Below are 23,527 nucleotides of genomic sequence, written 5' to 3'. Positions count from 1 at the left end.
GATCCACACGCAGCCAGCGGTGACAGAGCCTCACGAGGTGGAGGCCGACGTTGACCGTCTGGCGCGGGACGACATCGACACCATCGCCGAGACGCGGCCGCTGCCCGAGCCCGACCCGGCCGAGCTGCGCCGCGCATCGCCCGAATCCCTGCCCACCATCGGCCACATCGGTCGGTACGCGCTCAAGCACGTCATCGGCGAGGGGGGCTTGGGCACGGTGTACGCCGCGCACGACCCGCTGCTGTCGCGCCTGATCGCCATCAAGACGCTGCACGTGGACCTGCCCCAGGCCGACCGCGCGCAGTTCAACGCGCTCTTCCTGAACGAGGCGCGTGCGGCCGGCAGCCTCAACCACCCGCACATCGTCACGCTGCACGACGCGGGCACGAGCGAGCACGGCACCTACATCGCCATGGAGCTGCTCAAGGGCAAGGACCTGCGCCAGCTGCTGGCCATGGGCTGGAAGCCGACGCCCGAGCAGGCGGCCTTGATCGTGCGGCGCGTGGCCGATGCCTTGTCCTACGCGCACCACAAGGGCGTCATCCACCGCGACATCAAGCCGGCCAACATCTTCATGGTGGGGCGCACCCAGCCGCGCGTGCTGGACTTCGGCATCGCGCGCATCCGCCAGGCCGAGAGCCTGCCCAAGCGCGACGACGCGCACAGCCGCTTCCAGGAAATCGTGGGTGGCTCGCCGTTCTACATGTCGCCCGAACAGGCCAGGCGCGAACCCGGTGACCGCCGGGTGGACGTCTATGCCCTGGGTGTGGTGCTCTACGAGTTGCTGGTGTTCCGCCGCGCTTTCGCGGGCGAGACGCTGGAAGAGATTGCCGACGCGGTGCTGCGCAAGCCCGTGCCGACGCCACAGGACATCAACCCGGACGTGCCCAAGGCGCTGTCGGAGATCGTCATGCGGGCCATCCGGCGCGACCCGGAACAGCGCACGCGCTCGGCGCGGCGGCTGTCGCAGGAGCTGCGCGACTGGCTGGACGCGTCGGAGGGCAGCGGTGCGACCCCGCCGGCAGTGGAGCGCCGCGCGCGTGGCGCCCGACCGCTGTGGCGCAAGCCGGGCGTGTGGTTGCTGGCCAGCGTGACCCTCGTGACCGCCATGACGGGGCTGTGGTGGCAGCGGCATGCCGCGCCGCAGGGCGCGGTGCTGGCGCAGGCCCCAGCTCGGCCACCTGCGGACAAGGCCCTTCAAACGCCGCCAGAGGCGCAAGGTTTGCAGGCCCGATCAGGCGACATGGGTGCCTCGGCGGCGCAGACCGCGCCTGCCACCGCGCCTGCCACCGCGCCTGCCACCGTCCCTGCCGAAGGCCTGGTGCGCCTGGCCATCAGCCCCTGGGGCGAAGTCTGGGTGGACGGCGTGTCCGTCGGGGTGACACCGCCCCTCAACCAGCTCAAGCTGCCCGCAGGGCGCCACACCATCGTTGTGCGCAACGGCGATGCCCCGGCCTTCCAGCAGACGGTGGCGGTGCAGGGCGGCAAGCCGGTGCAGCTGCGCCACCAGTTCTGACGGGGCGGCCCATGCGCACGCACTGGCCCTTGTGTGATCGGAGCCTCCGGATGCCGCCATGGCATCGGGCTGGCTGGAGCGCGCTGCTCGCCAGCGTTTGCCTGCTGGGTTGTGCCGGTGCCCCACGCCAGCCGGTCAAGGCCGAGGCGCAGCCCGGTGCCGCGTCGGCCAGCGTGGCCGCCCCAGTGTCGGTGCCCAGTGCCACCACGCCCGTGTTGCCCGAGCCGTCCACGCGCAGCACCACGGCGGGCGAACAGGCCCTGGCCCAGGGCTTGAGGGCGTATCAGTCGGCACAGTACCCGCAGGCCGAGGCGCAGTTCAAGCTGGCGCTCAGAGCGGGCCTGGCAACACCTGCCGATGTGGCCCAGGCGCACAAGCACCTGGCCTTCATCTTCTGCACCAGCCGGCGTGGCGCGCTGTGTGCCGCGGCCTTCAAGGCCGCGCGTGCGGCCGACGCCAGGTTCTCCTTGAGCAAGGCCGAAGCCGGCCACCCGATGTGGTCGCAGGTGTACCGCAAGGCCTTGGGCTTGAAGTGACTGTGGCCTAGGCTGCGGCCTGGGTTCAAGCCAGCGTGATTTCCAGCTGACGGTCGCCGTTGCCGGCCCAGCGGCGCACTTCCTCGTCGAGCAGGTGCAGGGTGCGCGGGTGCATCTGCGCCCACTTGCGCGACAGCACGAGGCGCGCCTTGCCGGTGCGGCCACGCTGCAGCAGCGCCACCTTCGGGGGCAGCTCCATGCGGGCGTGGTGCAGGATGATGGCCAGGCGCAGGCACATCACCTGCGACATCAGCGGTCGGTCGTGCTTGTGATCGGCCAGCTTGACGAGGTCGCCGCGTTGGCCCAGCACCAGGGTGGCGAGGCGCCGCAGTTGCGACTGCGAATAGCCCGAGGCATCGACATGGCCCAGCAGGTAGGCGCTGTGGCGGTGGTGGTCGTGGTGCGACACCATCATGCCGATTTCGTGCAGGCCGCTGGCCCAGCCCAGTTCGCGGGCGTGCTCGCCATCGGGGCTGGCCGTGGGGTCGTTGAGGCTTTGCCACAGGCTCAGGGCGCGGCTGCGCACCCGATCGGCATGGGCCACGTCCACCTGGAAGCGGCGTTGCAGCTCGCGCACCGAGGTGTCGCGGGGGTCGGGCAGGCGGTGGTTGCTGGCAGCCTCGATGCGGTCTTCGAGGTCGAAGATCACGCCCTGGCGCAAGGCACCGCGGGCCGGGCGCATGACCTCGATGTCGAAGTGCTGCGACAGCGTGTACAGGATGGACAGCCCGCCGCCCAGCACCGCCTTGCGCTCCGGCTTGAGGCCGGGCAGGGCGAGGTTTTCGGTGCTGCCCGCGGCGATGCATTGCTCGATGCACCAGCGCAGGCCATCGGGCGTGATGCTGCCATCGGTGATGCCGTTGGCCGCCAGGATTTGCGAAACCGCACCCACCGTGCCCGAAGAGCCCAGGGCCTCCTGCCATTGCTCGCGCGGGAAAATCGTCAGGGCTTCTTCGAGCTCGGCGCCCGCGGCGATCTGGGCCGCGCGGAAGTGCTCGGCGGTGTAGCGGCCTTCCGGAAAGTGCTGCAGCGACAGGCTGACGCTGCCCACCGCGAACGATTCGGCGCGGTGCGGCGCGCGGCCCACGCCCAGGATCATCTCGGTGGAACGCCCGCCGATGTCGATGACCAGGCGCGGCAACTCGCTGGGCTGCAGGCGCGAGACACCCTGGTAGATCAGGCGGGCTTCTTCGCGGCCTGAGATGACCTCGATGGGCAGGCCCAGCACGCGGTCGCCGCGCTGCAGGAAGGCATCGCGGTTGCGGGCCTCGCGCAGGGTCTGGGTGGCCACGGCGCGCACCTGCCAGGGCGCGAAGCCTTTGAGGCGTTGCGCAAAGCCGGCCAGGCAGGCCAGGCCACGCTGGGTCGCTTCCTCGGTCAGCAGGCCGCGGCTGTCGAGGCCGGCGCCCAGACGCACGGTTTCCTTGAGGTAGTCGATGCGCTTGTAGCGGCCCCGGGTGATCTGGGCGATTTCCAGCCGGAAGCTGTTGGAGCCCATGTCGATGGCGGCCAGCAGGTCGGGGAATCGGCTCTTGTCCATGCCGCGCTCGGGTGCGGCGGTTGTGGTCTTGATCGGGGGGGCGCTCAGCGGTGTGTCCATGCCGGTATTGTCCCTGCTTTGACGGGCCACTCCGTGACAGACATCACCCGATCTCGGCCAAGGCTTGACCCGGTTGCTAAGATGCCTGGATGATTCTGATGTCCATCGTGGCTGCCACCTTCATCGGCGGCCTGGTTTCGGTGCTGCTGGCCGCAGCCCTGTCCGCGCCCTTGCTGGGCCTGATCGTTCGCCACCTGGTGGGCCTGTCCACCGGCGTGCTGCTGGGCACCGCGCTGCTGCACGTGCTGCCCGAGGCCTTCGAGTCGGGCGAGCCGCCACACGGCCTCTTCCTGACCTTGCTGGGCGGGCTGATGTTTTTCTTCCTGCTGGAGAAGGCGGAGCTCTACCGCCATGGCCACCACCACGAGCACGACGACCACCACCACCACCATGGCTTCGATGCCGAGCAGGCCGGGCGCGGCGGCTGGAGCGTGCTGGTGGGCGACAGCATCCACAACTTCTGCGATGGCGTGCTGATCGCCGCGGCCTTCCTCTCCGACCCGCACCTGGGCGTGGTCACGGCGCTGGCCATCATCGCCCACGAGATCCCGCAGGAGGTGGGCGACTACATCGTGCTGATCAACGCGGGCTTCTCGCGCATGCGGGCGCTGGCCTACAACATGATCTCGGGCATGTCGGCCGTGGTGGGCGGCGTGCTGGGCTACTACCTCATCGGCCCCTTCAAGGACTACCTGCCTTACATGATGGTGGTGGCGGCCAGCAGCTTCGTTTACGTGGCCGTGGCCGACCTCATCCCGCAGCTGCAAAAGCGCCTGAGCTGGCGCGACACCTTGCTGCAGATCGTCTGGCTGACCGTTGGCTTGCTGATGATCGCGTCCATCGTGCACACCATGCACGAGTGAGGTGGATGCGGCTGTTGCGCTTGGGGCTGTCAGGCCTGAAGGCTCAGGCCGGTTTGAAGCGCGTGGCCACCATGCCGGCACCGACGATGAGCAGCATGCCCAGCACGCTGCCCGGCCCCAGGTGCTCGTGGAACAGCCACATGCCGAACAGGCTGGCGTGCACGATGCCCAGGTACTGCAGGCTGGCGTTGACCAGCATGCTGCCGCGCGCATAGGCCCGCGTCATCAGCAGCTGGGCGATGGTGGCGAAGGCACCGACGCCGATGAGCTCGGCCCAGGCCATGGCGGGGATGTCGGCCAGTGCATCGGCGTGCGGCGTGCCCTGGGCCCAGGCTTCGACCACGCCCAGGCCGGCGCCCAGCACCGTGCCCATCAGTGAGAAGTGAAACACCACGCGGACTTCGGGCTCGCCCGCACGGCCCAGCGCCGTGACCTGCACATAGGCCATGGCGGCCAGCATGCCGGACACCAGGCCCACCACGCCTGCGCCCAGCTGGTCGCGCGCCAGCGTGGGGTGCAGCACGAGGGCCACACCGGCGAAGCCCACCGCGATGGCAGCCACGAGCCGCGGGTCCACCCGGCGACCATCTCGGCCCTGGTGGCGCGCCCAGGCGATCTGGCCGATGAGGAAGACCGCCATCCACACGGACGACATGTAGTTCAGCGTGACGGCCGTGGCCAGGGGCAAGTGGCCGATGCAGTAAAACCACAGCGAGAGCGCGAGCACGCCCGACAGCCCGCGCTGCAGGTGCAGGCGGGGCACCGAAGTGCGCAGCGAGGTGCCCGTGCCCCAGGCGATGGCCGCCATCATCACGGCGCCCACGAAGCCGCGCATGCCGACCACCGCGGCGGTGCCGAAGTGTTCGGATGCCAGCTTGACGCACACGCCCATGCAGGCGAACAGCACGGTGGCCAGGGCCATCTGCCAGTAGGGCGAGCGGCGCAAGGGCAGGGGCCTCAGCCCTGGAAGGCCATCATGCGGCGATACCACTCGTGGAAGTGCTGCATGCCGTCTTCCATGGGGCTTTGGTAGGGGCCGACTTCGTTGTCGCCGCGCAGCATCAAGGCCTTGCGGCCCGCGTCCATGCGCTCGGCGATTTCGTCGTCCTCGATGCAGGTCTCCATGTAGGCCGCGCGCTGGGCTTCGACGAATTCGCGCTCGAAGGCGGCGATTTCTTCGGGGTAGTAGAACTCCACCACGTTGAGCGTTTCCTGCGGGCCTTGGGGGTACATGTTGGAGACCACCAGCACGTGCGGGTACCACTCCACCATCATCGTGGGGTAGTAGGTCAGCCAGACCGCGCCTTGCGAGGGCTTCTCGCCGCCGCGGTAGTTCATCAGCACCTCGCGCCACTTCTTATAGACGTCGGAGCCGGGCTTGTCGAAGCCCTTGGCCACGCCCACGGTCTGAACGGAGTAGGCCTCGGCCATGTCCCAGCTCAGGTCGTCGCAGGTCACGAAGTTGCCCAGTCCGGGGTGGAAGGGGCCGACGTGGTAGTCCTCCAGATAGACCTCGATGAAGGTCTTCCAGTTGTAGTGGCAGGTGTGCAGCTCGACGTGGTCCAGCACATAGCCGGAGAAGTCGAGGTCACCACCGGGCTTGAAGCGCGCGTCGATGCCGGCCAGGTCCGCGGCGATGTCGCGGCCGTTGTCCTCGAACAGCAGGCCGTTCCAGTTGCGAACCTTGTAGTTGTTCAGGTTCAGGCAGGGGTCGTGGTCGAAGTGCGGCGCACCAATCAGCTGTCCCTGGTGGCTGTAGGTCCAGCGGTGCAGGGGGCAGACGATGTTGTTGCGGGTGTTGCCACGGCCCTTGAGCATGATGGCCTGGCGGTGGCGGCAGACGTTGGACAGCAACTCGATGCCATCTTTCGTGCGCACGAGCGCGCGGCCTTCGGCCTCCTGGGGCAGGGCGTGGAAGTCGCCGACCTCGGGCACGCTCAGGGCGTGTCCCAGGTAGCGGGGACCGGACTGAAAGATGCGTTCTTGCTCCTCCTTGTACAGTGATGCGTCGAAATAGACGGACACGGGCAACTGCGTGTTGCTGCGGCGGAGGGTGTTGAGCGCAGGACTCAGGTCGGACATGATCCCCAGGATCTCCAAAAACCAATGTCAACCCACCTTGTGCTGGCCGCGGACGAGGTCGCCAGCGCCGACGCACAAGGACTTGTGGGACCCTGGGGCTGCTCGGCAGATGTCATCCGGCTGCCGGCCGCCAGGGGGCGGACCCGATTTGCAACCATTTCATGAACCTGTCACGAAGTCGGGCGCAATGCGGGTAACCGAGGATTCTAGCCCGGGGGTGAGGGTGGGGCAAGCCCGCCAAAGGCTGGCCGAGCGCCCCGAGGGGTTGTCGGTCCACCCCAAACGAGGGTGGCAGGGGCGTGCAAGCGCTCGGCGGGGCCGCAGCCGGGTGGGCGTCTCGAAATAGAATACGCGTTTGCCCGCAGGCTCGGGTGATCCAGGCAGGACCATGGCCAAGAAAGCACCCACCGACCCCTCCACCGGCGCACCCACCGACACCGCACTGCCGGCGCCCGCCTTGCCTGCGCTGCCCGACAGCTACGAGGCCGCCCTGGCCGAGCTGGAGCAACTGGTGGCCCGCATGGAGGCTGGCGCCTTGCCGCTGGACCAGCTGCTGGTCGGCTACCAGCGTGGCGCGCAACTGCTGGGTCACTGCCGTCAGCGCCTGGAGGCCGTCGAGGCCCAGGTCAAGCTGCTCGAAGACGGCCAGCTCAAGCCCTGGGACGCCGCATGAGCCCGCAGCAACTGGCCGTGTGGTCCGAGGCGGTGCTGTCCCGCGTGGAAGCCGCCCTCAGCGCGTGGGTGCCCACGTCGGCACCGGCCGGCCTGGGCGAGGCCATGCGCTACGGCGTGCTGGACGGCGGCAAGCGGCTGCGGGCCTTGCTGGTGCAGGCCGCGGCCGAGGCTGCAGGCGCCACGGCCACCGAAGCGGGCTGCGAGGCGGCCTTGCGCGCAGCCTGTGCCGTTGAGCTCATCCACGCTTATTCGCTGGTGCACGACGACATGCCCTGCATGGACAACGACGTGCTGCGCCGGGGCAAGCCCACGGTGCACGTGGCCTTCGGTGAGGCCCAGGCCATGCTGGCCGGTGACGCCATGCAAGCCCTGGCTTTCGAGGTGCTGACGCCGGACGAAGGCGAGGGTGCCGGCGTGCCGCCTGTGCTGCAGGCGCGCCTGGTGCGCATCCTGGCGCGTGCGTCTGGCCAGGGCGGCATGGCCGGTGGCCAGGCCATCGACCTCGCCAGCGTCGGCCAGGCCCTGGACGAAGCCACCCTGCGCGACATGCACCGCCGCAAAACCGGCGCCCTGTTGCGCGCCAGCGTGCAGATGGGTGCGGCCTGCGGCGGCCTGCAAGCCGATTCAATCGCTTGGCAGGCCCTCACCGCGTATGGCCATGCCATGGGCCTGGCCTTCCAGATCGTGGACGATGTGCTGGACGCCACCCAGCCGTCCGACACCCTGGGCAAGACCGCCGGCAAGGACGCCGATGCCAACAAGCCCACCTACGTCAGCCTGCTGGGCCTGGACGGTGCGCGCCAGGAGGCCGATGCCCTGCTGGCGCAGGCCTTGTCGGCGCTGTCGCGCAGCGGCTTGGCAGATGCGGCCTTGCAGCCGCTCACAGACCTGGCGCACCGCATCGTCCACCGCGACCACTGACATCACAGAAATCCACCCAGGATGAGCACCATGACCTACCCCCTGCTGTCGCGCATCGAGCAGCCTGCCGACATCCGGCACCTCTCGCGCTCGGAGCTCAAACAGCTCGCCACCGAGCTGCGTGATCACCTCCTGCACAGCGTCTCGCGCACAGGCGGTCACCTGTCGTCGAACCTGGGCACGGTCGAGCTCACCATCGCGCTGCACCACGTCTTCAACACGCCGCACGACCGGCTGGTGTGGGACGTGGGCCACCAGACCTACCCGCACAAGATCCTGACCGGCCGCCGCGACCGCATGCCCACGCTGCGCCAGTTCGGCGGCATGAGCGGCTTCCCGCGCCGCGACGAAAGCGAGTACGACACCTTCGGCACGGCGCACTCGTCCACCTCGATTTCCGCGGCGCTGGGCATGGCGCAGGGCGCGCAGATCCGCGGTGAGTCGCGCCGTGCCGTGGCCATCATCGGCGACGGTGCCATGACGGCCGGCATGGCGTTTGAGGCCCTGAACAACGCGGGCGTGCCGCACGCCGGCAAGATGCCCAACGTGCTGGTGGTGCTCAACGACAACGACATGTCGATCTCGCCGCCGGTGGGGGCGCTCAACCGCTACCTGGCGCGCCTGATGTCAGGCCGCTTCTACACGGCCGCGCGTGAAAGCGCCAAGCAGGTGCTGCGCAACGCGCCGCCGCTGTTCGAGCTGGCCAAGAAGCTGGAAGAGCACGCCAAGGGCATGGTGGTGCCTGCCACCATCTTCGAGGAGTTCGGCTTCAACTACGTCGGCCCCATCGACGGCCACGACCTCGACAGCCTCATCCCCACGCTGGAGAACCTGCGCGACCTCGAAGGCCCGCAGTTCCTGCACGTGGTCACCAAGAAGGGCTACGGCTACAAGCTGGCCGAGGCCGACCCGATCGCGTACCACGGGCCGGGCAAGTTCGACCCCGCCGTGGGCCTGAAGAAGCCGTCGCCCACCGACGCCCTGGCCAAGCCGACCTTCACGCAGGTGTTTGGCCAATGGCTGTGCGACATGGCCGCCGCCGACCCGCGCCTGGTGGGCATCACGCCGGCCATGCGCGAGGGCTCGGGCATGGTGGAGTTCCACCAGAAATTCCCCGGACGCTACTTCGATGTGGGCATCGCCGAGCAGCACGCCGTCACCTTCGCCGCCGGCCTGGCCTGCGAGGGCCTCAAGCCCGTGGTGGCGATTTACTCGACCTTCCTGCAGCGCGGCTACGACCAGCTGGTCCACGACGTGGCCATCCAGAACCTGCCGGTGGTGTTCGCACTCGACCGCGCGGGCATCGTGGGCGCGGACGGCGCCACGCACATGGGGGCGTTCGACATCGCCTTCGTGCGCTGCATCCCGAACATGAGCATGCTCACGCCGGCCGACGAGGCCGAGTGCCGCCAGGCCCTGAGCGCGGCTTATGCCCAGAACCACCCCGTGGCCGTGCGCTACCCGCGCGGTGCAGGGGCCGGTGTGCCCGTGCCCACCGACCTGAACCCCATGCCTTGGGGCAAGGGCGAAGTGCGCCGAGAAGGCGGTTTGACCCAGCCTGCAGGCCAGCGCGTGGCCATCCTGGCTTTTGGCACCTTGCTCTACCCCGCTTTGCAGGCGGGCGAGGCCTTGGGCGCGACCGTGGCCAATATGCGCTTCGTCAAGCCGCTGGATGCGGACCTCGTCAAGCAACTGGCCGCCGAGCACGACCTGATCGTGACGGTGGAAGAGGGCTGCGTGATGGGGGGGGCAGGTTCGGCCGTGGCCGAGGCACTGGCCGCTGCCGGCATCGCCAAGCCCCTGCTGGTGCTGGGCTTGCCCGACCAGTTCGTCGAGCACGGGGACCCGGCCAAGCTGCTGGGCCTGTGCGGTCTGGACGCGGCGGGCATCGAGCAGGCCATCCGCACCCGGCTGGCGGCGACCGCCGTGGCCTGAGTGCTGGATGGGCTGACCGCTTGAGCCCGTTGTTCAGGCGGTGTCGCCCGGGCCGCAGCTGCCGCCGCAGCCGCTGATGGCCAGCGCTGGCAGGGATTCGGGTTCGCTGATGTGCCCGGTGGCGGGGTCGTAGCCCACGCTCTTGAGGTGCAGGGCCAGGCCGGCGTCCATGGTCTGGGCGTGGTGCGGGAACCAGACCGTGAGTTCGTGCGCCATCTGGCGGATGGGTGCCAGATCGCTTTGATGGCCAAGTGCCAAGCCCTCGCGCATCACCTTGAGCACCACGGCGTGCTGCGTCATGTGGCAGCTGCCGGGCGCGAAGCCGGTGTCGGCCATCCAGCGGTCTTCCTGGCCGAAGTGGGCGTCGGTGTGGTCGATCAGGTCTTGCCAGCGCGACACCAACTCGGCGTCTTCGGCGGTTTGCACCGCGGCCAGCAGGTCCACGAACTCGATGTGCGTCTGGTCCATGAAGGGCATGGCCAGGTTGAGTGCCTCCGACCACCGCAGGCCCGGGGCCACGGGCGTGGTGAACGGGGCGGGGGCAGGGGGTGTGCCCGAAGCGTCAGCGCGGGTGTCGGTCGGGGCGGGGGCTGTGACAGCGTTCATGGCCGCGAGCGTATCGGCTCGGCGGCCATGGGGTTTTGCGCTGGCGCAAGGCCAGCGTGCGCTCAAGCCAGTCGAGCGCGGTGGCGCGCCACCTGCGCACGCACCTGCACCGGTGCCGTGCCACCCAGGATGTTGCGGGCGTTCAGCGAGCCGCGCAGGCTCAGCACCTCGAACACATCGGCCTCGATGGCCGGGTTGTAGGTCTGCAGCGTGGCCAGGGGCAGCTCCGAGAGGTCCACGCCCGCGGCAATCGCGTCCTTCACGGCGTGCGCCACCACCTCGTGGGCGTCGCGGAAGGGCAGGCCCTTCTTGACCAGGTAGTCGGCCAGGTCGGTGGCGGTGGCGTAGCCCTTCTTGGCGGCGCGCTCCATGGCCTCGGGCTTGACGGTGATGCCGGCGGCCATCTCGGCGAAGATGCGCAGCGTGTCTTTCAGCGTGTCCACCGTGTCGAACAAGGGTTCCTTGTCTTCCTGGTTGTCCTTGTTGTAGGCCAGGGGCTGGCCCTTCATCAGGGTGATCAGGCCCATCAGGTGGCCGACCACGCGGCCGGTCTTGCCGCGCGCCAGCTCCGGCACGTCGGGGTTTTTCTTCTGCGGCATGATCGACGAGCCCGTGCAGAAGCGGTCGGCCAGGTCGATGAAGCCGAAGCTCTGGCTCATCCACAAAATGAGTTCTTCGCTCAGGCGCGAGACGTGCACCATCAGCAGGGACGCGGCCGAGGTGAACTCGATGGCGAAGTCGCGGTCGCTCACGCCGTCCAGGCTGTTCTGGCACACCGCGGGCAGGCCGGCATCGTCCAACATGCCGAGCGTGCGGGCCACGCGCTCGCGGTCCAGCGGGTAGCTGGTGCCGGCCAGCGCGGCCGAGCCCAGGGGCAGGCGGTTGACGCGTTTGCGCAGGTCGAGCATGCGTTCGGCATCGCGCGAGAACATCTCGACGTAGGCCAGCAGGTGGTGGCCGAAGCTCACGGGCTGGGCCACCTGCAGGTGGGTGAAGCCGGGCAGGATGACGTCGGCGTTTTGCTCGGCCACATCGACCAGGGCCGTTTGCAGCGCGGTCAGCAGCACGCCGATTTCGTCGATTTCACCGCGCAGCCACAGGCGCACGTCGGTGGCGACCTGGTCGTTGCGCGAGCGGCCCGTGTGCAGGCGCTTGCCGGCGTCGCCCACCAATTGCGTCAGGCGGGCCTCGATGTTGAGGTGCACGTCTTCGAGGTCGAGCTTCCATTCGAAGCTGCCCGCTTCGATTTCCGCGCGGATCTGCGCCATGCCCTTCTGGATGGAGGCGAGGTCATCGGCCGAGATCAGGCCTTGCGCGGCCAGCATGTCGGCGTGGGCCAGCGAGCCCTGGATGTCGGCGGCCCACAGGCGCTTGTCGAAGAACACGCTGGCGGTGTAGCGCTTGACCAGCTCGCTCATGGGCTCCGAGAACAGGGCCGACCAGGCCTGGGACTTCTTGTCGAGTTGGTTGGTGCTCATGAGGGGGGCGCTTGAAGCAGAATGTGCAAACCATGGATTTTAAGGACCCCGCCGCCCGTTCGCCAGCCGCAGCGCCATCTTCGGTGGCATCTTCGCCGTCTTCGGTGGCCTCTGCGGCGCGTCCGGGCTGGGCGGTGTCCACCCAGTTCGCGCTGCCGCAGACCGGCGCCGGTGCGCCCTCCGAGGCGCAAGCGCCATCCGGATCGCCGCTGGACATCTGCCACGTCGGCGTGGTGCTGCGCGTGGTGCTGGGTGTGCAGCTGGTGGTGGCTTTGGCGCAATCATTCCAGGCCCTGGGGCCCGCCGACGCCCTGACGCGCTGGGCGCAATCGGCCGTGGTGTCCTTGCCGGCCAGCCTGTTGTGGCTGGTGGTGGCCTGCGCGGCCAGCCGCTGGTTGACGCGCCAGCGCGATGTCTGGCAGTGGGTGGCAGCGATGGGGCTGGGCGCCGTGGTGGGCGCCTTGGCGCAGTGGCAGCTGGCCTGGCTCGACTTGCTGGGCACCGTGCCGCGGGGTGGCTGGGCCCTGGTGCCACCCATGCTGACCGGCGCAGCCCTGGCCGGTGTGGGCCTGGCCTGGCTCAAGCACCGCGCGCACAGCCAATTGCCGGCGCACGCCGCGGCCCGCCTGGCCGAGTTGCAGGCGCGCATCCGGCCGCACTTTTTGTTCAACACGCTCAACACGGCGATCGCGCTGGTGCAGATCGACCCGCAGCGCGCCGAGGCGGTGCTGGAAGACCTGGCCGAGCTGTTCCGCCAGGCGCTGACCTCGCCCTCGGTGCGCACCACGCTGGCCGAGGAGATCGAACTGGCGCGGCGTTACCTCAGCATCGAGCAGTTGCGCTTTGGCGAGCGCGTGACCGTGCGCTGGGAGCTCGACGATGCCGCCGCGCAGGCCGAGGTGCCGGCCCTGATCCTGCAGCCCCTGGTGGAAAACGCCGTGCGCCATGGCATCGAGGCCAACCCGCTGGGCGGCTGGATCGTGGTGCGCACCAAGGTGCAAGCCGGGCTCGCGGTGTTGACCGTGAGCAATTCGGTGCCCACGCAAGGCCCGAGCCCGGCCACGGCGGGCCACGGCATCGCGCTGCGCAATGTGCGCCAGCGCCTGAAACTCATGCACGATGTCGAGTCGGACTTCGACGCCGGCCTGCAGCGCGCCGCGCCCGGTGGCGACGCGGGCCGCCAGCCGCCGGTGTACGTGGTGCGGGTGGCCGTGCCCTTGCCCAAGCATCCCGCCCCATGAAGCTGGCCCCATGAACACGCCTGTCCCGTCCTTGCATCTGCCCCTGTCGGTGGTCGTCATCGACGACGAGCCGCTCGCCCGCATCCGCATCCGCACCTTGCTGTCGCAGGCGGCGGTGCCCAATGCGGTGCAGTCCGAGTTCGGCGAGTCGGTGACGGCGCTGCTGCACCTGCAGGAGCTGGACCGCGCCGGCCGTTCGCCGGACCTCGTCGTGCTGGACATCCAGATGCCCGGTCTGGACGGCATGGTGCTGGCCGCGCGCCTGCGCGAGTTGCAACGCCCGCCTGCGGTGGTCTTCGTCACCGCGCACGCCGAGCACGCCTTGCGCGCCTTCGACCTGGCCGCTGCCGACTACCTGACCAAGCCCGTGCGCCTGGAGCGCCTGAACGCCTCGCTGGAGCGCGTGCAGCGCCTGCGTGCCACCTTGCAGCCTGCGCGCGACGAGCCGCTGGACGATGGCGAGGTGCTGGTGGTGCAGGAGCGCGGCCGCGTCGAGCGCATCCCGCTGGCCGACATCCTGTATTTCAAGGCCGAGCAAAAGGCCGTGCTGCTGCGCACCGCCGACGACAGCCGCACCATCGACGACTCCCTGACCGAGCTGGAGGGCCGGGTGGGCGCGCGCTTCATCCGCGTGCACCGCAACGCGCTGGTGTCGCGCCAGGCCATGAAAGCGCTGGAGCGCCGTGCCGACGACCCCGATGGCGGCGAGGCCTGGGCCGTGCAGGTGCTGCCCACGCTGGAGTGGCTGGCCGTGTCGCGCCGGCAGGTGAGTGCGGTGCGCGAGGCCATGGCCCAGCCTTTGTGAAGCCTGCCGCGCAGGACATGAAAAAGCCAGGCGCGTGGCCTGGCTGTGTCGGATCGGCGGGGGCTGAAAGGTTCTGATTCCTGATCAGAAGCCCAGGCTGGCCAGCAGGTCATCGACCTCGCTCTGGTTGGCCACCACGTCGGTGCGGCCTTCGGCGTCGATGACCGGGCCTTCCAGGTGCGGCTGGCCGGCATCCGTGTGGTGGTGGCTGGTCAGGGCGGCCTCCACCTTCTGCGCTTGCTCGGGCGGGGCGGCCTGCACCAGCAGCTTGACCAGCTGGTTTTCCAGGTCGCTGGCCAGTTTCACGACCTTGGCCACCACCTGGCCGGTCAGGTCATGGAAGTCCTGCGCCATCATGATGTCGGTCAGGTGGCCGTCCACCCGGTGGGTGACGGTCTCCACGTCCTGCACGAAGTTGAAGACGGCGCCACTGGCCACGGCCTTCACCGGGTCGGCAGTGATGAGTGCGGCGAGCTTGCGCGTCTCGGTGGCGATGTGTTCCTGGTCGGCCTTGGCCGTGTCCACCAGGTTGAGCACCTTCTCGGCGGCATCGGCCGTTTTGGTGGCGATGTAGTTCAGGCGGCTGCGCGCGTCCGGCAGGTCGTCCACCGTGTGCTTGAGGCCAGGCAACACGCCCAGCATGTTCATGGTGTCGTGCAGCTGTCGGGTCAGGGCGCCCAGTTGCTGGAAGATCTCAGGCGATGCCGCGGGCATCTGCATGTTCTCGGGCAGGTCGACCTTCATGCTGTGTGCTCCCTGTCAGGCCGTGGCGGCCAGTTTTTGCATGATTTTCTGCACCTTCTCTTCCAAGGTGGCCTTGGTGAAGGGCTTGACGATGTAGCCGGCCGCGCCCGTCTGGGCCGCCAGCACGATGTCTTCTTTTTTGGCCTCGGCGGTGACCATCAGCACGGGCAGGTGCTTGAGGGCGTCGTCGGACTTGATGGCCTTGAGCAGTTCGAAGCCATTCATGTTGGGCATGTTGATGTCGCTGACGACGAAATCGAACTTGCCGTTTTTCAGCATGTTCAGCGCCACGGCACCGTCTTCGGCCTCTTCGGCGTTGGTGTAGCCACTCTCTTTGAGCAAACCGCGCACGATGCGGCGCATGGTGGAGAAGTCGTCCACGATGAGAAATTTCATGTCCACGGGGTTGCTCATGACGCGTCCTTTGTCGATCGGAAGGGGGCCTTGCCGCCCTGCTGCTGTGGGTCTTATCGGCCGGTGATGCCCGGTCTTGAGGGCTTGATGTCGGGGACCTCGGGTGCCTCGGCCTCTGCATCGGCGTCCTCGCCGGATTCCACGCGCGCGGCGCTGAAGAAGCGGTCTTCGGCTTCGCGGTTCATCACGATGATGCTGATGCGCCGGTTCAGGGGGCTCTCCGGGTTGCCCTTCTCGTAGAGCATGCTGGCTGCCAGTCCCTGCACGCGCAGCACCTTGGCGCCGCTGAGGCCTCCGGAGATCAACTCGCGCCGCGAAGCGTTCGCCCGGTCGGACGACAGCTCCCAGTTGCTGTAGCCGCGCTCGCCGGCGCTGAAGGCCTTGGCGTCCGTGTGGCCCTCGATGGTCAGGCGGTTGGGCACCTCGTCGAGCACATGGCCGATGGCGCGCAGGATGTCGCGCATGTAGCCCTTGACCTCGGTGTCGCCGCTTTCGAACATGGGCCGGCTCTGGTCGTCCACGATCTGGATGCGCAGCCCTTCCGCTGTGAGGTCGAGCTGGATCTGCGACCGGTACTTGGCCAGGCGCTCGTCGTTCGCGATGACCTCTTCGACCTTCTGCTTGAGGGCACTCAGGCGCTCGGCTTCGGCCCGCATCTGCTCGGCACGCAGCGCTTTTTTCCTGGCTTTTTCGTCGGCGGTTTCCGACTTGCCCTTCTTGTTTTGCCCCACGGATTCGGCCAGGTTGTTGCCGCCCCCTTTGAGGATGGAGGTCGCGTCACCCGCGCCGCTGCCACCCAGCATGGCGACTTTCAACGGGCTGTTGAAGTAGTCGGCGATGCCTTTTTTGTCGCCCTCGGTGGTCGAGCCCAGCAGCCACATCAGCAGGAAGAAGGCCATCATGGCCGTCACGAAGTCGGCGTACGCGATCTTCCAGGCACCACCGTGGGCAGCGTGGCCGCCCTTCTTGATGCGCTTGATGATGATCGGTTGGACCTTCTTCGAATCACCGGCCATGCTGTGCTCCGCGGGTCCTTACTTCTTCTTCACGTGAGCTTCAAGCTCCGCGAAGGTCGGGCGCTCGGTCGAGTACAGCACCTTGCGGCCGAACTCGATGGCCACCTGCGGCGCATAGCCCTGCATCGAGGCCAGCAGCACGGTTTTCACGACCTGGAACTCCTTGGTGCCCTCGTCGAGCTTTTGCTCCATCAGGCCACCCAGGGGTTCGACCACGCCGTAAGCCAACAAGATGCCCAGGAAGGTGCCCACCAGGGCCGAGCCGATCATGCCGCCCAGCACGGCGGGCGGCTGGCCCACCGAGCCCATGGTGTTGACCACGCCCAGCACGGCGGCCACGATGCCGAAGGCGGGCAGGGCGCCGGCCAGGCGGGCCACGGCCGCCACGGCGCCATGGCCCTCGTGGTGGTGGGTGTCGATTTCGTTGTCCATGAGGGTCTCGATCTCGTGGGCGTTGAGGTTGCCCGAGACCATCATGCGCAGGTAGTCGGTGATGAACTCGACGATGTGGTGGTCGTGGCCCATCACAGGGTACTTCTTGAACAGGGCAGAGTTGTGCGGGTCCTCGACGTCCTTTTCAATGGACATCAGGCCTTCCTTGCGCACCTTCTGCAGGATCTCGAACATCATCGCCATCAACTCCAAATACCGGTCTTTCGTGTACTTAGAGCCCTTGAAGAGCGGCCCGAACTGGCGCAGCACGGCTTTGACCGTCTTGGGCTGGTTGTTGACCAGGAAGGCGCCGATGGCGCCGCCCCCGATGGCCATCATTTCCGTGGGCATGGCGTGGATGATCACGCCCATGTTGCCGCCGTGCATGGCGTAGGCACCAAAGATGCAGCCGAGGCAGAGGATGTAGCCGATTGCGACGAACATGGTGGGTCAGGTGCAAGTTCGGGTCATGGGGTGATCTTCGGCCAGACCGGGGCGGCGAAAGCCGTGAACAAGGCCACAGGGATGGCGCTATTCCGGCTCAGCTTCCAGCAGGTGGAAAACCTTCGGGCTGTTTTCTGCAAAAAAGACGGACCCGAGGGGGGTCCGTGGAAAGCACTTGGAGGTGCCAGGAGGAGACAAGCAAGAACGCCTTCCTTCCAAAAGACGCTCATCTGGAACTTCGGCAACACGGACAGGAACTTGAGTTCACAGCGCTGTGGCGGGGTGCAGCGGCGGATCAATCCGTGCGCACTTCACGTTGATGCCGCTCAGTGCATCTGCAGCGAACCGGCGGCCTTGCCCTTGCCGGCGCGTGCGGGTGGGTTGCACAGGCCGCAGGTGAAGTGGCGGGCGATTTCGTGCGGGTGGGTGACGAAGTGGCCACCGCACTTGTTGCACTTGGTCATCGTCAGCATGCCGTTGTCGATGAACTTGACCAGGCGCCAGGCGCGGGTCACCGACAGCAGGGGCTCCAGGCCCTGGGACTGGGTCTGCTCCAGGTAGAGCTGGTAGGCCTTGATGACGACGTCGATCTCGTCCATCTCCGAGGCCTTGTTGAGGTACTCGTGGACGTTGAGGAACAGGCTGGCGTGGATGTTGGGCTGCCAGGTCATGAACCAGTCGGTCGAGAAAGGCAGCTGGCCCTTGGAAGGCGACTTGCCCGAAACTTCCTTGTACAGGCGCAGCAGGCGCTCGTAGGACATGTCGGTCTCCGACTCCAGGACCTGCAGGCGTGCACCGAGGTGGATGAGCGTGACGGCGCGGTCGATTTGCTTGGCTTCGGTCAACAGGCTCTTGGTGCGCATGGTGGTCTCCTGGGGTCGTTCTGAAAGTCGGGGGTGTCGTCGTGCGGGTCAGGCAGCTTCCTGGTGGCGGCCGGCCATCAGGATGTTGGCGTGCAGGCGGGTGACCGAGTCGTTGGCCGACTTGGAGTGGCTGGTCAGCAGGGACCAGACCAGGTCGTCGTCGATGCGCATGCGGCACAGCAGGGTGTTGCTGGAGGCCATCTTCATGATCTGGGCCGGGGTCAGGATCGCCAGCATGTTGGCCGCCGCCTCCGACAGCCCCAAGCGGAACAGGGCCTGTTCGCGGTCCGAGCGGACGAGGCTCTGGGCCAGCATCAGGTAGGACAGGTTGACTTCGCGGATTTCCATCAGGATCTGGTCGGCGTTCATGGTGGGCTCCTTGGGCGGCTGACCTGCCGGTGGCAGATCTAAAGGGTTTGGAAGGCGGGCTTGTCGGTTCTGTTTGGCGTATCAGCGAAGTTCGTCGCTGGCATGGAATGGATTCTGTGCACCCCACCCAGTTTTCTGAATAGGCTGGCCGCTGTAAGACATGTCGGCTGGGCGCTGAGCCTCGTGTCAGAAAAAATCCGACAAACGCGTCCCTGTGCGGACAGGAACGGGGCAAACACCGCGCAGAAAAAAGCCCGGTTTTGCCGGGCCAGTCTCATGGGGTGAAACGCCGCAGCGCGCCAGTGGCGCCCGGGCGTGACGGATGTCTCACCCAGCGCGGGGCAAGGGCGTCAGCAGGTGTTCGCCACCTGGCAAGCTGTGCCGCACGATGCGCCGCACGACGGTGAAGAACTGCCATGTCAGCGAGCCGGTGTTGTAGGGCACGCCATGGCGCAGGCACACCGCGCGCACCGCGGGCGCCACCTCGGCGTAGCGGCGGGCGGGCAGGTCGGGGAAGAGGTGGTGCTCGATCTGGTGGCTCAGGTTGCCCGTCATCACGTGGAAGAGCCAGCCGCCGCGCAGGTTGCTGGACCCCAGGATCTGGCGCAGGTACCAGTGACCTCGGTGCTCGGTGGCCACGGCGTCTGCGGGGAAGAGGTGGACGCCGTCCGTGAAGTGCCCGCAGAAGATGACGACGAAGGTCCAGAGGTTGCGGATGACACCGGCGAGGGCGTTGCCGGCCAGCATCACCAGCGCGGGGGCACCGAAGGCCAGCGCGGCGGTGCCCCAGTCGCTGCTGCTGACAGCCATGTCGCCCATGCCAGACCGCAGGACGAAGGCCAGCGCGCCGAGGGTGCCCGCCAGGATCGGCCAGGCCAGGAAATCGCGCTGCAGCTGCATCGCCATTTTGGCGCGGGCGCGCGGCCACAGCGCCTGCATGCGCGCCTGGGTGGCGTCGCGGTCGGTGCGCAGGCGCTCGAACTCCAGGTTGTGGATGGCGATGGCCCACTCGAACAGCAGGGCCACCAGGGCGGCGTAGGGCGCCTGGATCAGGTGGCGCGGCTCCCAGGGGGTGTCGGCGGACAGGCGCAGCATGCCGTAGCCGAAGTCGCGGTCCACGCCCGCCACGTTCGTGTAGTGGTGGTGCATGTGGTTGTGGAAGTCGCGCCAGTCTTCCTTGGCGCAGGCGCTGTCCCACTCGTGCGACTTGCCCTCGAAGCGCGGGTCGTTCATCCACTCGTACTGGCCGTGCATGACGTTGTGCCCGAACTCCATGTTCTGCAGGCACTTGGACAGGCCCAGCAGCACGGTGCCGACGAGCGCGGCAAGCCAGGGTGCTGGGGCCACAGCCCAGCCAGCAGCCCAGCAGATCGCCGCGCCCAGGAGCACCAAGCGGCCCACCGCCTCCAGCCCGCGGATCACCCACAGCAGGCGCACGATGTAGCGCGCATCCTCGGCGCCGCGCTGGGCCATGGCCTGGTCGCGGATGGCGTCCAGCTCACGCGCGAAGGCGTCCAGGGCCTCGGGCGTGGAGGGGCCGGGTTGGCGGGTCTCCGCTGTCAAAGGCCGCACCAACACCCCGGCTCAGACCTGCTCGGGCAACACCGACGGCACCTCGATGTGCACCGCCTTCTGGCCGCCGCCGGGCAGGCTGTAGCGCGCGATGCGCTTCACCACCGTCCACAGCTGCAGGGCGAAGGAGCCGGTGTTGTACGGCACGTTGTACTTGGCGCAGACGGCGCGCACGCGCGGTGCCATCTCCACATAGCGGTTGCCGGGGATGTCCGGGAAGAGGTGGTGTTCGACCTGGTGCGAGAGGTTGCCGCTCATCAGGTGCAGCACGCTGCCGCCACTGATGTTGCTGGAGCCCAGGATCTGGCGCAGGTACCACTGGCCCTTGCTCTCGCCCTCGATGGACGCGCGGCTGAAGGTGTAGATGTGCTCGGTGAAGTGACCGCAGAAGATGATGGCCCAGGCCCAGATGTTGCGGATGAAGTTGCCCACCACATTGCCGGCCAGCACGGCCAGGGCGACGTCCTGCGACTGCCCGAAGGGCGCCGCCACCACCGCACCGACCAGCGGCCAGACGATGTAGTCGCGCTTGACGATGCGCCACATCTTGGCGCGCACCAGCAGCCACTGCGGGCGCACCTCCGACCACTTCTTGCGGCCGATGACGACCTTGTCCATCTGCATGTCATGGATGGCCACGAACCACTGGAAGAAGGACGCCAGCAACAGCGTCAGCAGCAGCTGGAAGGGGTGCAGCCAGCTCCAGCGCAGGTCACTCGACAGGCGCAGCAGGCCGTAACCGAAGTCGCGGTCCTTGCCGATGACGTTGGTGTAAGTGTGGTGCACGAAGTTGTGCGAGTGGCGCCACTCTTCTTTCGGGCAGGTGTTGTCCCAATCGAAGGTGTCGCCATGGAACTGCGGGTCGTTCATGAAGTTGAACTGGCCGTGCATGACGTTGTGGCCCAGCTCCATGTTGTCGATGATCTTGCTCAGGCCCAGCAAAGCGGCGCCCAGCAGCCACGTGGGCGGGAACCAGCCGAACAGCAGCAGCGCGCGGCCCAGGGTTTCCGTCACGCGGACCAGGCGCTGGATGCGGCGGATGTAGCGGGCGTCGCGCTCGCCCACGGTGCGGCGGGTGTCGTCGCGGATGGCGTCCAGCTCACGCTCGAAGGCCAGCATCTCGGCCGCGTTCTTGGGGCCGATGTGGACGGTGCGGTCCACGGTGGGGCTCAAGGGGGTGCTCATGGTGTGTGCTCAGTTCAGAGATTCGAGGTCAAGGTCGCTCAGCGCGGTGCTCACGCACAGGCGGATGGGCTGCCCCTCGCCGTCGATGCGCTGGCCACTGCCCAGGTCTTGGACGCTGCCGCGGTGCAGGCGGCAGGTGCATTCGTGGCAGATGCCCTGGCGGCAACCGTGCTTGATCTGGAAGCCGGCCTGCTCGCCCGCCACCAGCAGGGTGAGGTTGCCCGCGGCGTCGAACTCGCGGCTTTCGCCGGCGCGGTGCAGCGTGACGTGGTGGCGCGCGTCCGGATCGCCCGAGGGGGTCGGGGCGGCAAAGGCTTCCAGGTGCAGGTGGCGGCTGACGCCCGCATCGGCCCAGATGCGGCGCGCGGCGTCCATCAGCGGGGCGGGGCCGCAGCAGTAAGTCGCGGCGCTGGTCCACGACGGCACGGTGTCGTGCAGCAAGGTTTCGTCCAGCGTGCGGGTGCTGGTGGCCTGCGGGTTGAGGATGGGCGGGGTGCGGCCATCTTCCGGGGATGCGGGTGTGTGCACGGTGCTGTCCAGCGGCACGTAGGTGAAGCTGGTCCAGCGCTGCGTGAGCTCGGTCAGGGCTTGCGCCAGGATGCGGTCGCGCTGGCTGCGTGCGAAGTACAGCAGGGTCACGCGGGTGGCGGGCGCGTGCTGACGCAGCTCGCCCAGCATGGCCATGCAGGGGGTGATGCCGCTGCCGCCGGCGATCAGCAACACGGCCGGTGGCACGGGGGTGGGCAGCACGAAATCGCCGGCCGGGGGCTCGATGTCGATGACATCGCCCACGCTCAGCACTTCGTTGATGTGGTTGGACACCAGCCCGCCCGGCTGGCGCTGCACCGTGATGGCGATGCAGTCGGGGCGGTCGGCCAGGCGGCGTGGCGAGTAGGCCCGGCGGTGGCGCACGCCCTGGATGGTGATGCCCACCATCAGGTACTGGCCGGCCTTCAAGGCGGGGAAAGCGCCACCGACCTGCAGCACCAGCGTCGATGCGGTCGGGGTTTCGGTGAGCTTGTCCACCACCCGGGCCTGCAGCTGGTGCACGCGCAGCAGCGGGTTGAGCAGGCCCACGGTGTCGTCGAAAGCCATGGGGCTGACCCCCAGGTGCCCCAGCCAGCTGGAAAGCCGCTTGGCTGCCGCGGCCGACAGCGACGGTGTGGGGGTTTCGGTCATGGGTACTCCGGGAAACAGGGAATGCGGCGAGCGCATGGGGGATGTGTGAAGGGTAAGGACCCAGCCCCGAGTGACACACAGGGGAACTCCTTGAAAACCGCCTGCTTCCCCTCAAACGAGGGGCGTTAAACCAGAACAATGCACGTTCAAAGGGGTGCGGCGGCGTCAGGTCGGGTGTCCGTCGGCCCCGTGCACAATGGGGGACAGATCAACAGGGCGGTTGCCCGGAGGTGCAGCATGGCGAGACTGCCGCGGCTGGGGGTGGCGGGCTGGCCGCATTTGCTGGTGCAGCAGGTCCACGACGGCCAATTGCTGGCCCGCGACGACACCGACCGCCAGGCACTCACCGAGGCCTTGCGCGACGCCGCCCGCGCCCACGGGGTGGCGGTGCACGCCTACCACCTGGGTGAATCGGCCTTGATGCTGGTGGCCACGCCCGAGGCTTCTGAAGGCCTGAGCCTGTTGATGCAGGCCGTGGGGCGGCGCTACGTGGCGGGCTTCAACCGCCGGCATGGCCGGCAGGGCGGCCTGTGGGCCGGGCGCTACCGCGGCACGGTGCTCGATGCGGCACGGTATGTGCTTGATGCCATGGTGCTGGTCGAGACAAGGGAGTCCGTGCCCCATGCGGGTGCGGCGTTGTACGGGGCGGCGTGGTCCAGTGCTGGTCACCACCTGGGCTTGCGCACCGACCCCTTGGTCTTGGACCCGGCCGCTTTCTGGGCCCTGGGCAACACGCCCTTCGAGCGACAGGCCGCCTGGCGCCAGCGCCTGGGCGAGGGCCTGTCCGAGGCCCGCAGCACCGAACTGTCGCAGGCCATGCACAAAGGCTGGGCGCTGATGTCGCCCGAGCAGGAGGCCGCGCTGTCCCAGAGCGTCGGTCGCCGCCTGTCGCCGCGCCCGCGTGGTCGCCCCCGCAAGGCTGTGCCCTGATGCTGGTCTGACATCCGCGTGACGCGGTGTTGTCCTTGCATGGGCCTTTGTGATCTGACCCTATTTTTTAGCGAGACCCCTCGCGCTGCGTCGGATATTTACATCTGACCCCATTTATTAG

23 protein-coding genes are annotated in these 23,527 nt (G+C 68.0%); 9 read left to right on the top strand and 14 right to left on the bottom strand.

The features are described 5' to 3' along the window. Positions 1–19: 19 nt before the first annotated feature. Positions 20–1,516, top strand: coding sequence for a serine/threonine-protein kinase (locus EV672_RS05465; protein WP_243738536.1), 1,497 nt, complete (start codon positions 20–22; stop codon positions 1,514–1,516). Positions 1,517–1,566: 50 nt separating this feature from the next. Continuing rightward, entirely contained in the window at positions 1,567–2,052 is a 486-nt protein-coding gene (locus EV672_RS05460) for a TssQ family T6SS-associated lipoprotein (protein WP_133607035.1), read from the top strand. A gap of 25 nt (positions 2,053–2,077) precedes the next feature. Here the strand turns inward: EV672_RS05460 and EV672_RS05455 are convergent, their stop codons facing one another. Then, positions 2,078–3,592, bottom strand: a complete 1,515-nt coding sequence (locus tag EV672_RS05455) for a Ppx/GppA phosphatase family protein (RefSeq protein WP_133607383.1) — start codon at positions 3,590–3,592, stop codon at positions 2,078–2,080. A gap of 158 nt (positions 3,593–3,750) precedes the next feature. Here EV672_RS05455 and EV672_RS05450 point away from each other — a divergent pair, with 158 nt between their 5' ends. Further along, a complete protein-coding gene (locus tag EV672_RS05450; protein WP_243738535.1) occupies positions 3,751–4,515 on the top strand; it encodes a ZIP family metal transporter in 765 nt (254 codons plus the stop codon). Between the two features lie 43 nt (positions 4,516–4,558). Here the strand turns inward: EV672_RS05450 and EV672_RS05445 are convergent, their stop codons facing one another. Together EV672_RS05445 and EV672_RS05440 are read right to left on the bottom strand one after the other, a co-directional pair. Then, positions 4,559–5,461 carry a DMT family transporter gene (locus EV672_RS05445; protein WP_243738534.1) on the bottom strand — a complete coding sequence of 301 codons (903 nt, stop codon included), beginning with the start codon at positions 5,459–5,461 and terminating at the stop codon, positions 4,559–4,561. Between the two features lie 11 nt (positions 5,462–5,472). Next, a complete protein-coding gene (locus EV672_RS05440; protein WP_133607031.1) occupies positions 5,473–6,597 on the bottom strand; it encodes an aromatic ring-hydroxylating oxygenase subunit alpha in 1,125 nt (374 codons plus the stop codon). A gap of 388 nt (positions 6,598–6,985) precedes the next feature. Here EV672_RS05440 and xseB point away from each other — a divergent pair, with 388 nt between their 5' ends. Genes xseB through dxs form a run of 3 tightly spaced genes read left to right on the top strand, consistent with a single transcriptional unit; the run spans position 6,986 to position 10,128 of the window. Continuing rightward, the gene (xseB, locus tag EV672_RS05435) at positions 6,986–7,270 is read left to right on the top strand and encodes an exodeoxyribonuclease VII small subunit (protein WP_133607029.1); all 285 of its coding nucleotides are present in this window, start codon (positions 6,986–6,988) and stop codon (positions 7,268–7,270) included. After that, positions 7,267–8,193, top strand: a complete 927-nt coding sequence (locus tag EV672_RS05430; protein WP_133607027.1) for a polyprenyl synthetase family protein — start codon at positions 7,267–7,269, stop codon at positions 8,191–8,193. The genes xseB and EV672_RS05430 overlap by 4 nt, the downstream gene beginning before the upstream one ends. A 21-nt stretch (positions 8,194–8,214) precedes the next feature. After that, complete coding sequence (gene dxs, locus EV672_RS05425) at positions 8,215–10,128, top strand: 1-deoxy-D-xylulose-5-phosphate synthase (RefSeq protein ID WP_133607025.1); 1,914 nt, start codon at positions 8,215–8,217, stop codon at positions 10,126–10,128. A 33-nt stretch (positions 10,129–10,161) separates the two neighbouring features. Here dxs and EV672_RS05420 read toward each other — a convergent pair whose 3' ends face one another. Both EV672_RS05420 and argH read right to left on the bottom strand, forming a co-directional pair. Next, entirely contained in the window at positions 10,162–10,605 is a 444-nt protein-coding gene (locus tag EV672_RS05420; protein ID WP_133607379.1) for a hemerythrin domain-containing protein, read from the bottom strand. 191 nt (positions 10,606–10,796) lie between these two features. Next, positions 10,797–12,212, bottom strand: a complete 1,416-nt coding sequence (gene argH / locus EV672_RS05415) for an argininosuccinate lyase (RefSeq protein ID WP_133607023.1) — start codon at positions 12,210–12,212, stop codon at positions 10,797–10,799. A 32-nt stretch (positions 12,213–12,244) separates the two neighbouring features. Here argH and EV672_RS05410 point away from each other — a divergent pair, with 32 nt between their 5' ends. Both EV672_RS05410 and EV672_RS05405 read left to right on the top strand, forming a co-directional pair. After that, a complete protein-coding gene (locus tag EV672_RS05410; RefSeq protein WP_133607021.1) occupies positions 12,245–13,453 on the top strand; it encodes a sensor histidine kinase in 1,209 nt (402 codons plus the stop codon). 10 nt (positions 13,454–13,463) lie between these two features. Next, entirely contained in the window at positions 13,464–14,258 is a 795-nt protein-coding gene (locus EV672_RS05405) for a LytR/AlgR family response regulator transcription factor (RefSeq protein WP_208110713.1), read from the top strand. Between the two features lie 84 nt (positions 14,259–14,342). On the opposite strand, the gene EV672_RS05400 is transcribed toward EV672_RS05405, so the two are convergent. The 9 genes from EV672_RS05400 to EV672_RS05360 all read right to left on the bottom strand — a co-directional run bounded on the left by EV672_RS05400 (position 14,343) and on the right by EV672_RS05360 (position 22,476). Beyond that, positions 14,343–15,002, bottom strand: a complete 660-nt coding sequence (locus EV672_RS05400; RefSeq protein WP_133607019.1) for a protein phosphatase CheZ — start codon at positions 15,000–15,002, stop codon at positions 14,343–14,345. Between the two features lie 15 nt (positions 15,003–15,017). Next, positions 15,018–15,416, bottom strand: coding sequence for a chemotaxis response regulator CheY (gene cheY, locus EV672_RS05395; protein ID WP_133607017.1), 399 nt, complete (start codon positions 15,414–15,416; stop codon positions 15,018–15,020). A 53-nt stretch (positions 15,417–15,469) separates the two neighbouring features. Further along, positions 15,470–16,432 carry a flagellar motor protein MotB gene (motB, locus tag EV672_RS05390; protein ID WP_133607015.1) on the bottom strand — a complete coding sequence of 321 codons (963 nt, stop codon included), beginning with the start codon at positions 16,430–16,432 and terminating at the stop codon, positions 15,470–15,472. An 18-nt stretch (positions 16,433–16,450) separates the two neighbouring features. Continuing rightward, positions 16,451–17,308, bottom strand: coding sequence for a flagellar motor stator protein MotA (motA, locus tag EV672_RS05385; RefSeq protein ID WP_133607013.1), 858 nt, complete (start codon positions 17,306–17,308; stop codon positions 16,451–16,453). A 326-nt stretch (positions 17,309–17,634) separates the two neighbouring features. Further along, positions 17,635–18,171 (bottom strand): flagellar transcriptional regulator FlhC, encoded by a 537-nt coding sequence (gene flhC, locus EV672_RS05380; protein ID WP_133607011.1) that lies wholly within the window; start codon positions 18,169–18,171, stop codon positions 17,635–17,637. Positions 18,172–18,219: 48 nt separating this feature from the next. Continuing rightward, the gene (flhD, locus tag EV672_RS05375) at positions 18,220–18,540 is read right to left on the bottom strand and encodes a flagellar transcriptional regulator FlhD (RefSeq protein WP_133607009.1); all 321 of its coding nucleotides are present in this window, start codon (positions 18,538–18,540) and stop codon (positions 18,220–18,222) included. A gap of 327 nt (positions 18,541–18,867) precedes the next feature. Next, complete coding sequence (locus tag EV672_RS05370; RefSeq protein WP_243738533.1) at positions 18,868–20,103, bottom strand: fatty acid desaturase family protein; 1,236 nt, start codon at positions 20,101–20,103, stop codon at positions 18,868–18,870. Positions 20,104–20,124: 21 nt separating this feature from the next. Beyond that, a complete protein-coding gene (locus tag EV672_RS05365) occupies positions 20,125–21,297 on the bottom strand; it encodes a fatty acid desaturase family protein (protein ID WP_208110712.1) in 1,173 nt (390 codons plus the stop codon). Between the two features lie 9 nt (positions 21,298–21,306). Next, positions 21,307–22,476, bottom strand: a complete 1,170-nt coding sequence (locus EV672_RS05360) for a ferredoxin reductase (protein ID WP_166643463.1) — start codon at positions 22,474–22,476, stop codon at positions 21,307–21,309. 237 nt (positions 22,477–22,713) lie between these two features. Here EV672_RS05360 and EV672_RS05355 point away from each other — a divergent pair, with 237 nt between their 5' ends. After that, complete coding sequence (locus EV672_RS05355) at positions 22,714–23,406, top strand: transposase (RefSeq protein WP_133607005.1); 693 nt, start codon at positions 22,714–22,716, stop codon at positions 23,404–23,406. The last annotated feature ends 121 nt before the right edge of the window (positions 23,407–23,527 follow it).

This window comes from Aquabacterium commune (assembly GCF_004362855.1).
Taxonomy (GTDB): domain Bacteria; phylum Pseudomonadota; class Gammaproteobacteria; order Burkholderiales; family Burkholderiaceae_C; genus Aquabacterium; species Aquabacterium commune.
This window is presented reverse-complemented; position numbering and strand designations above follow the sequence as displayed.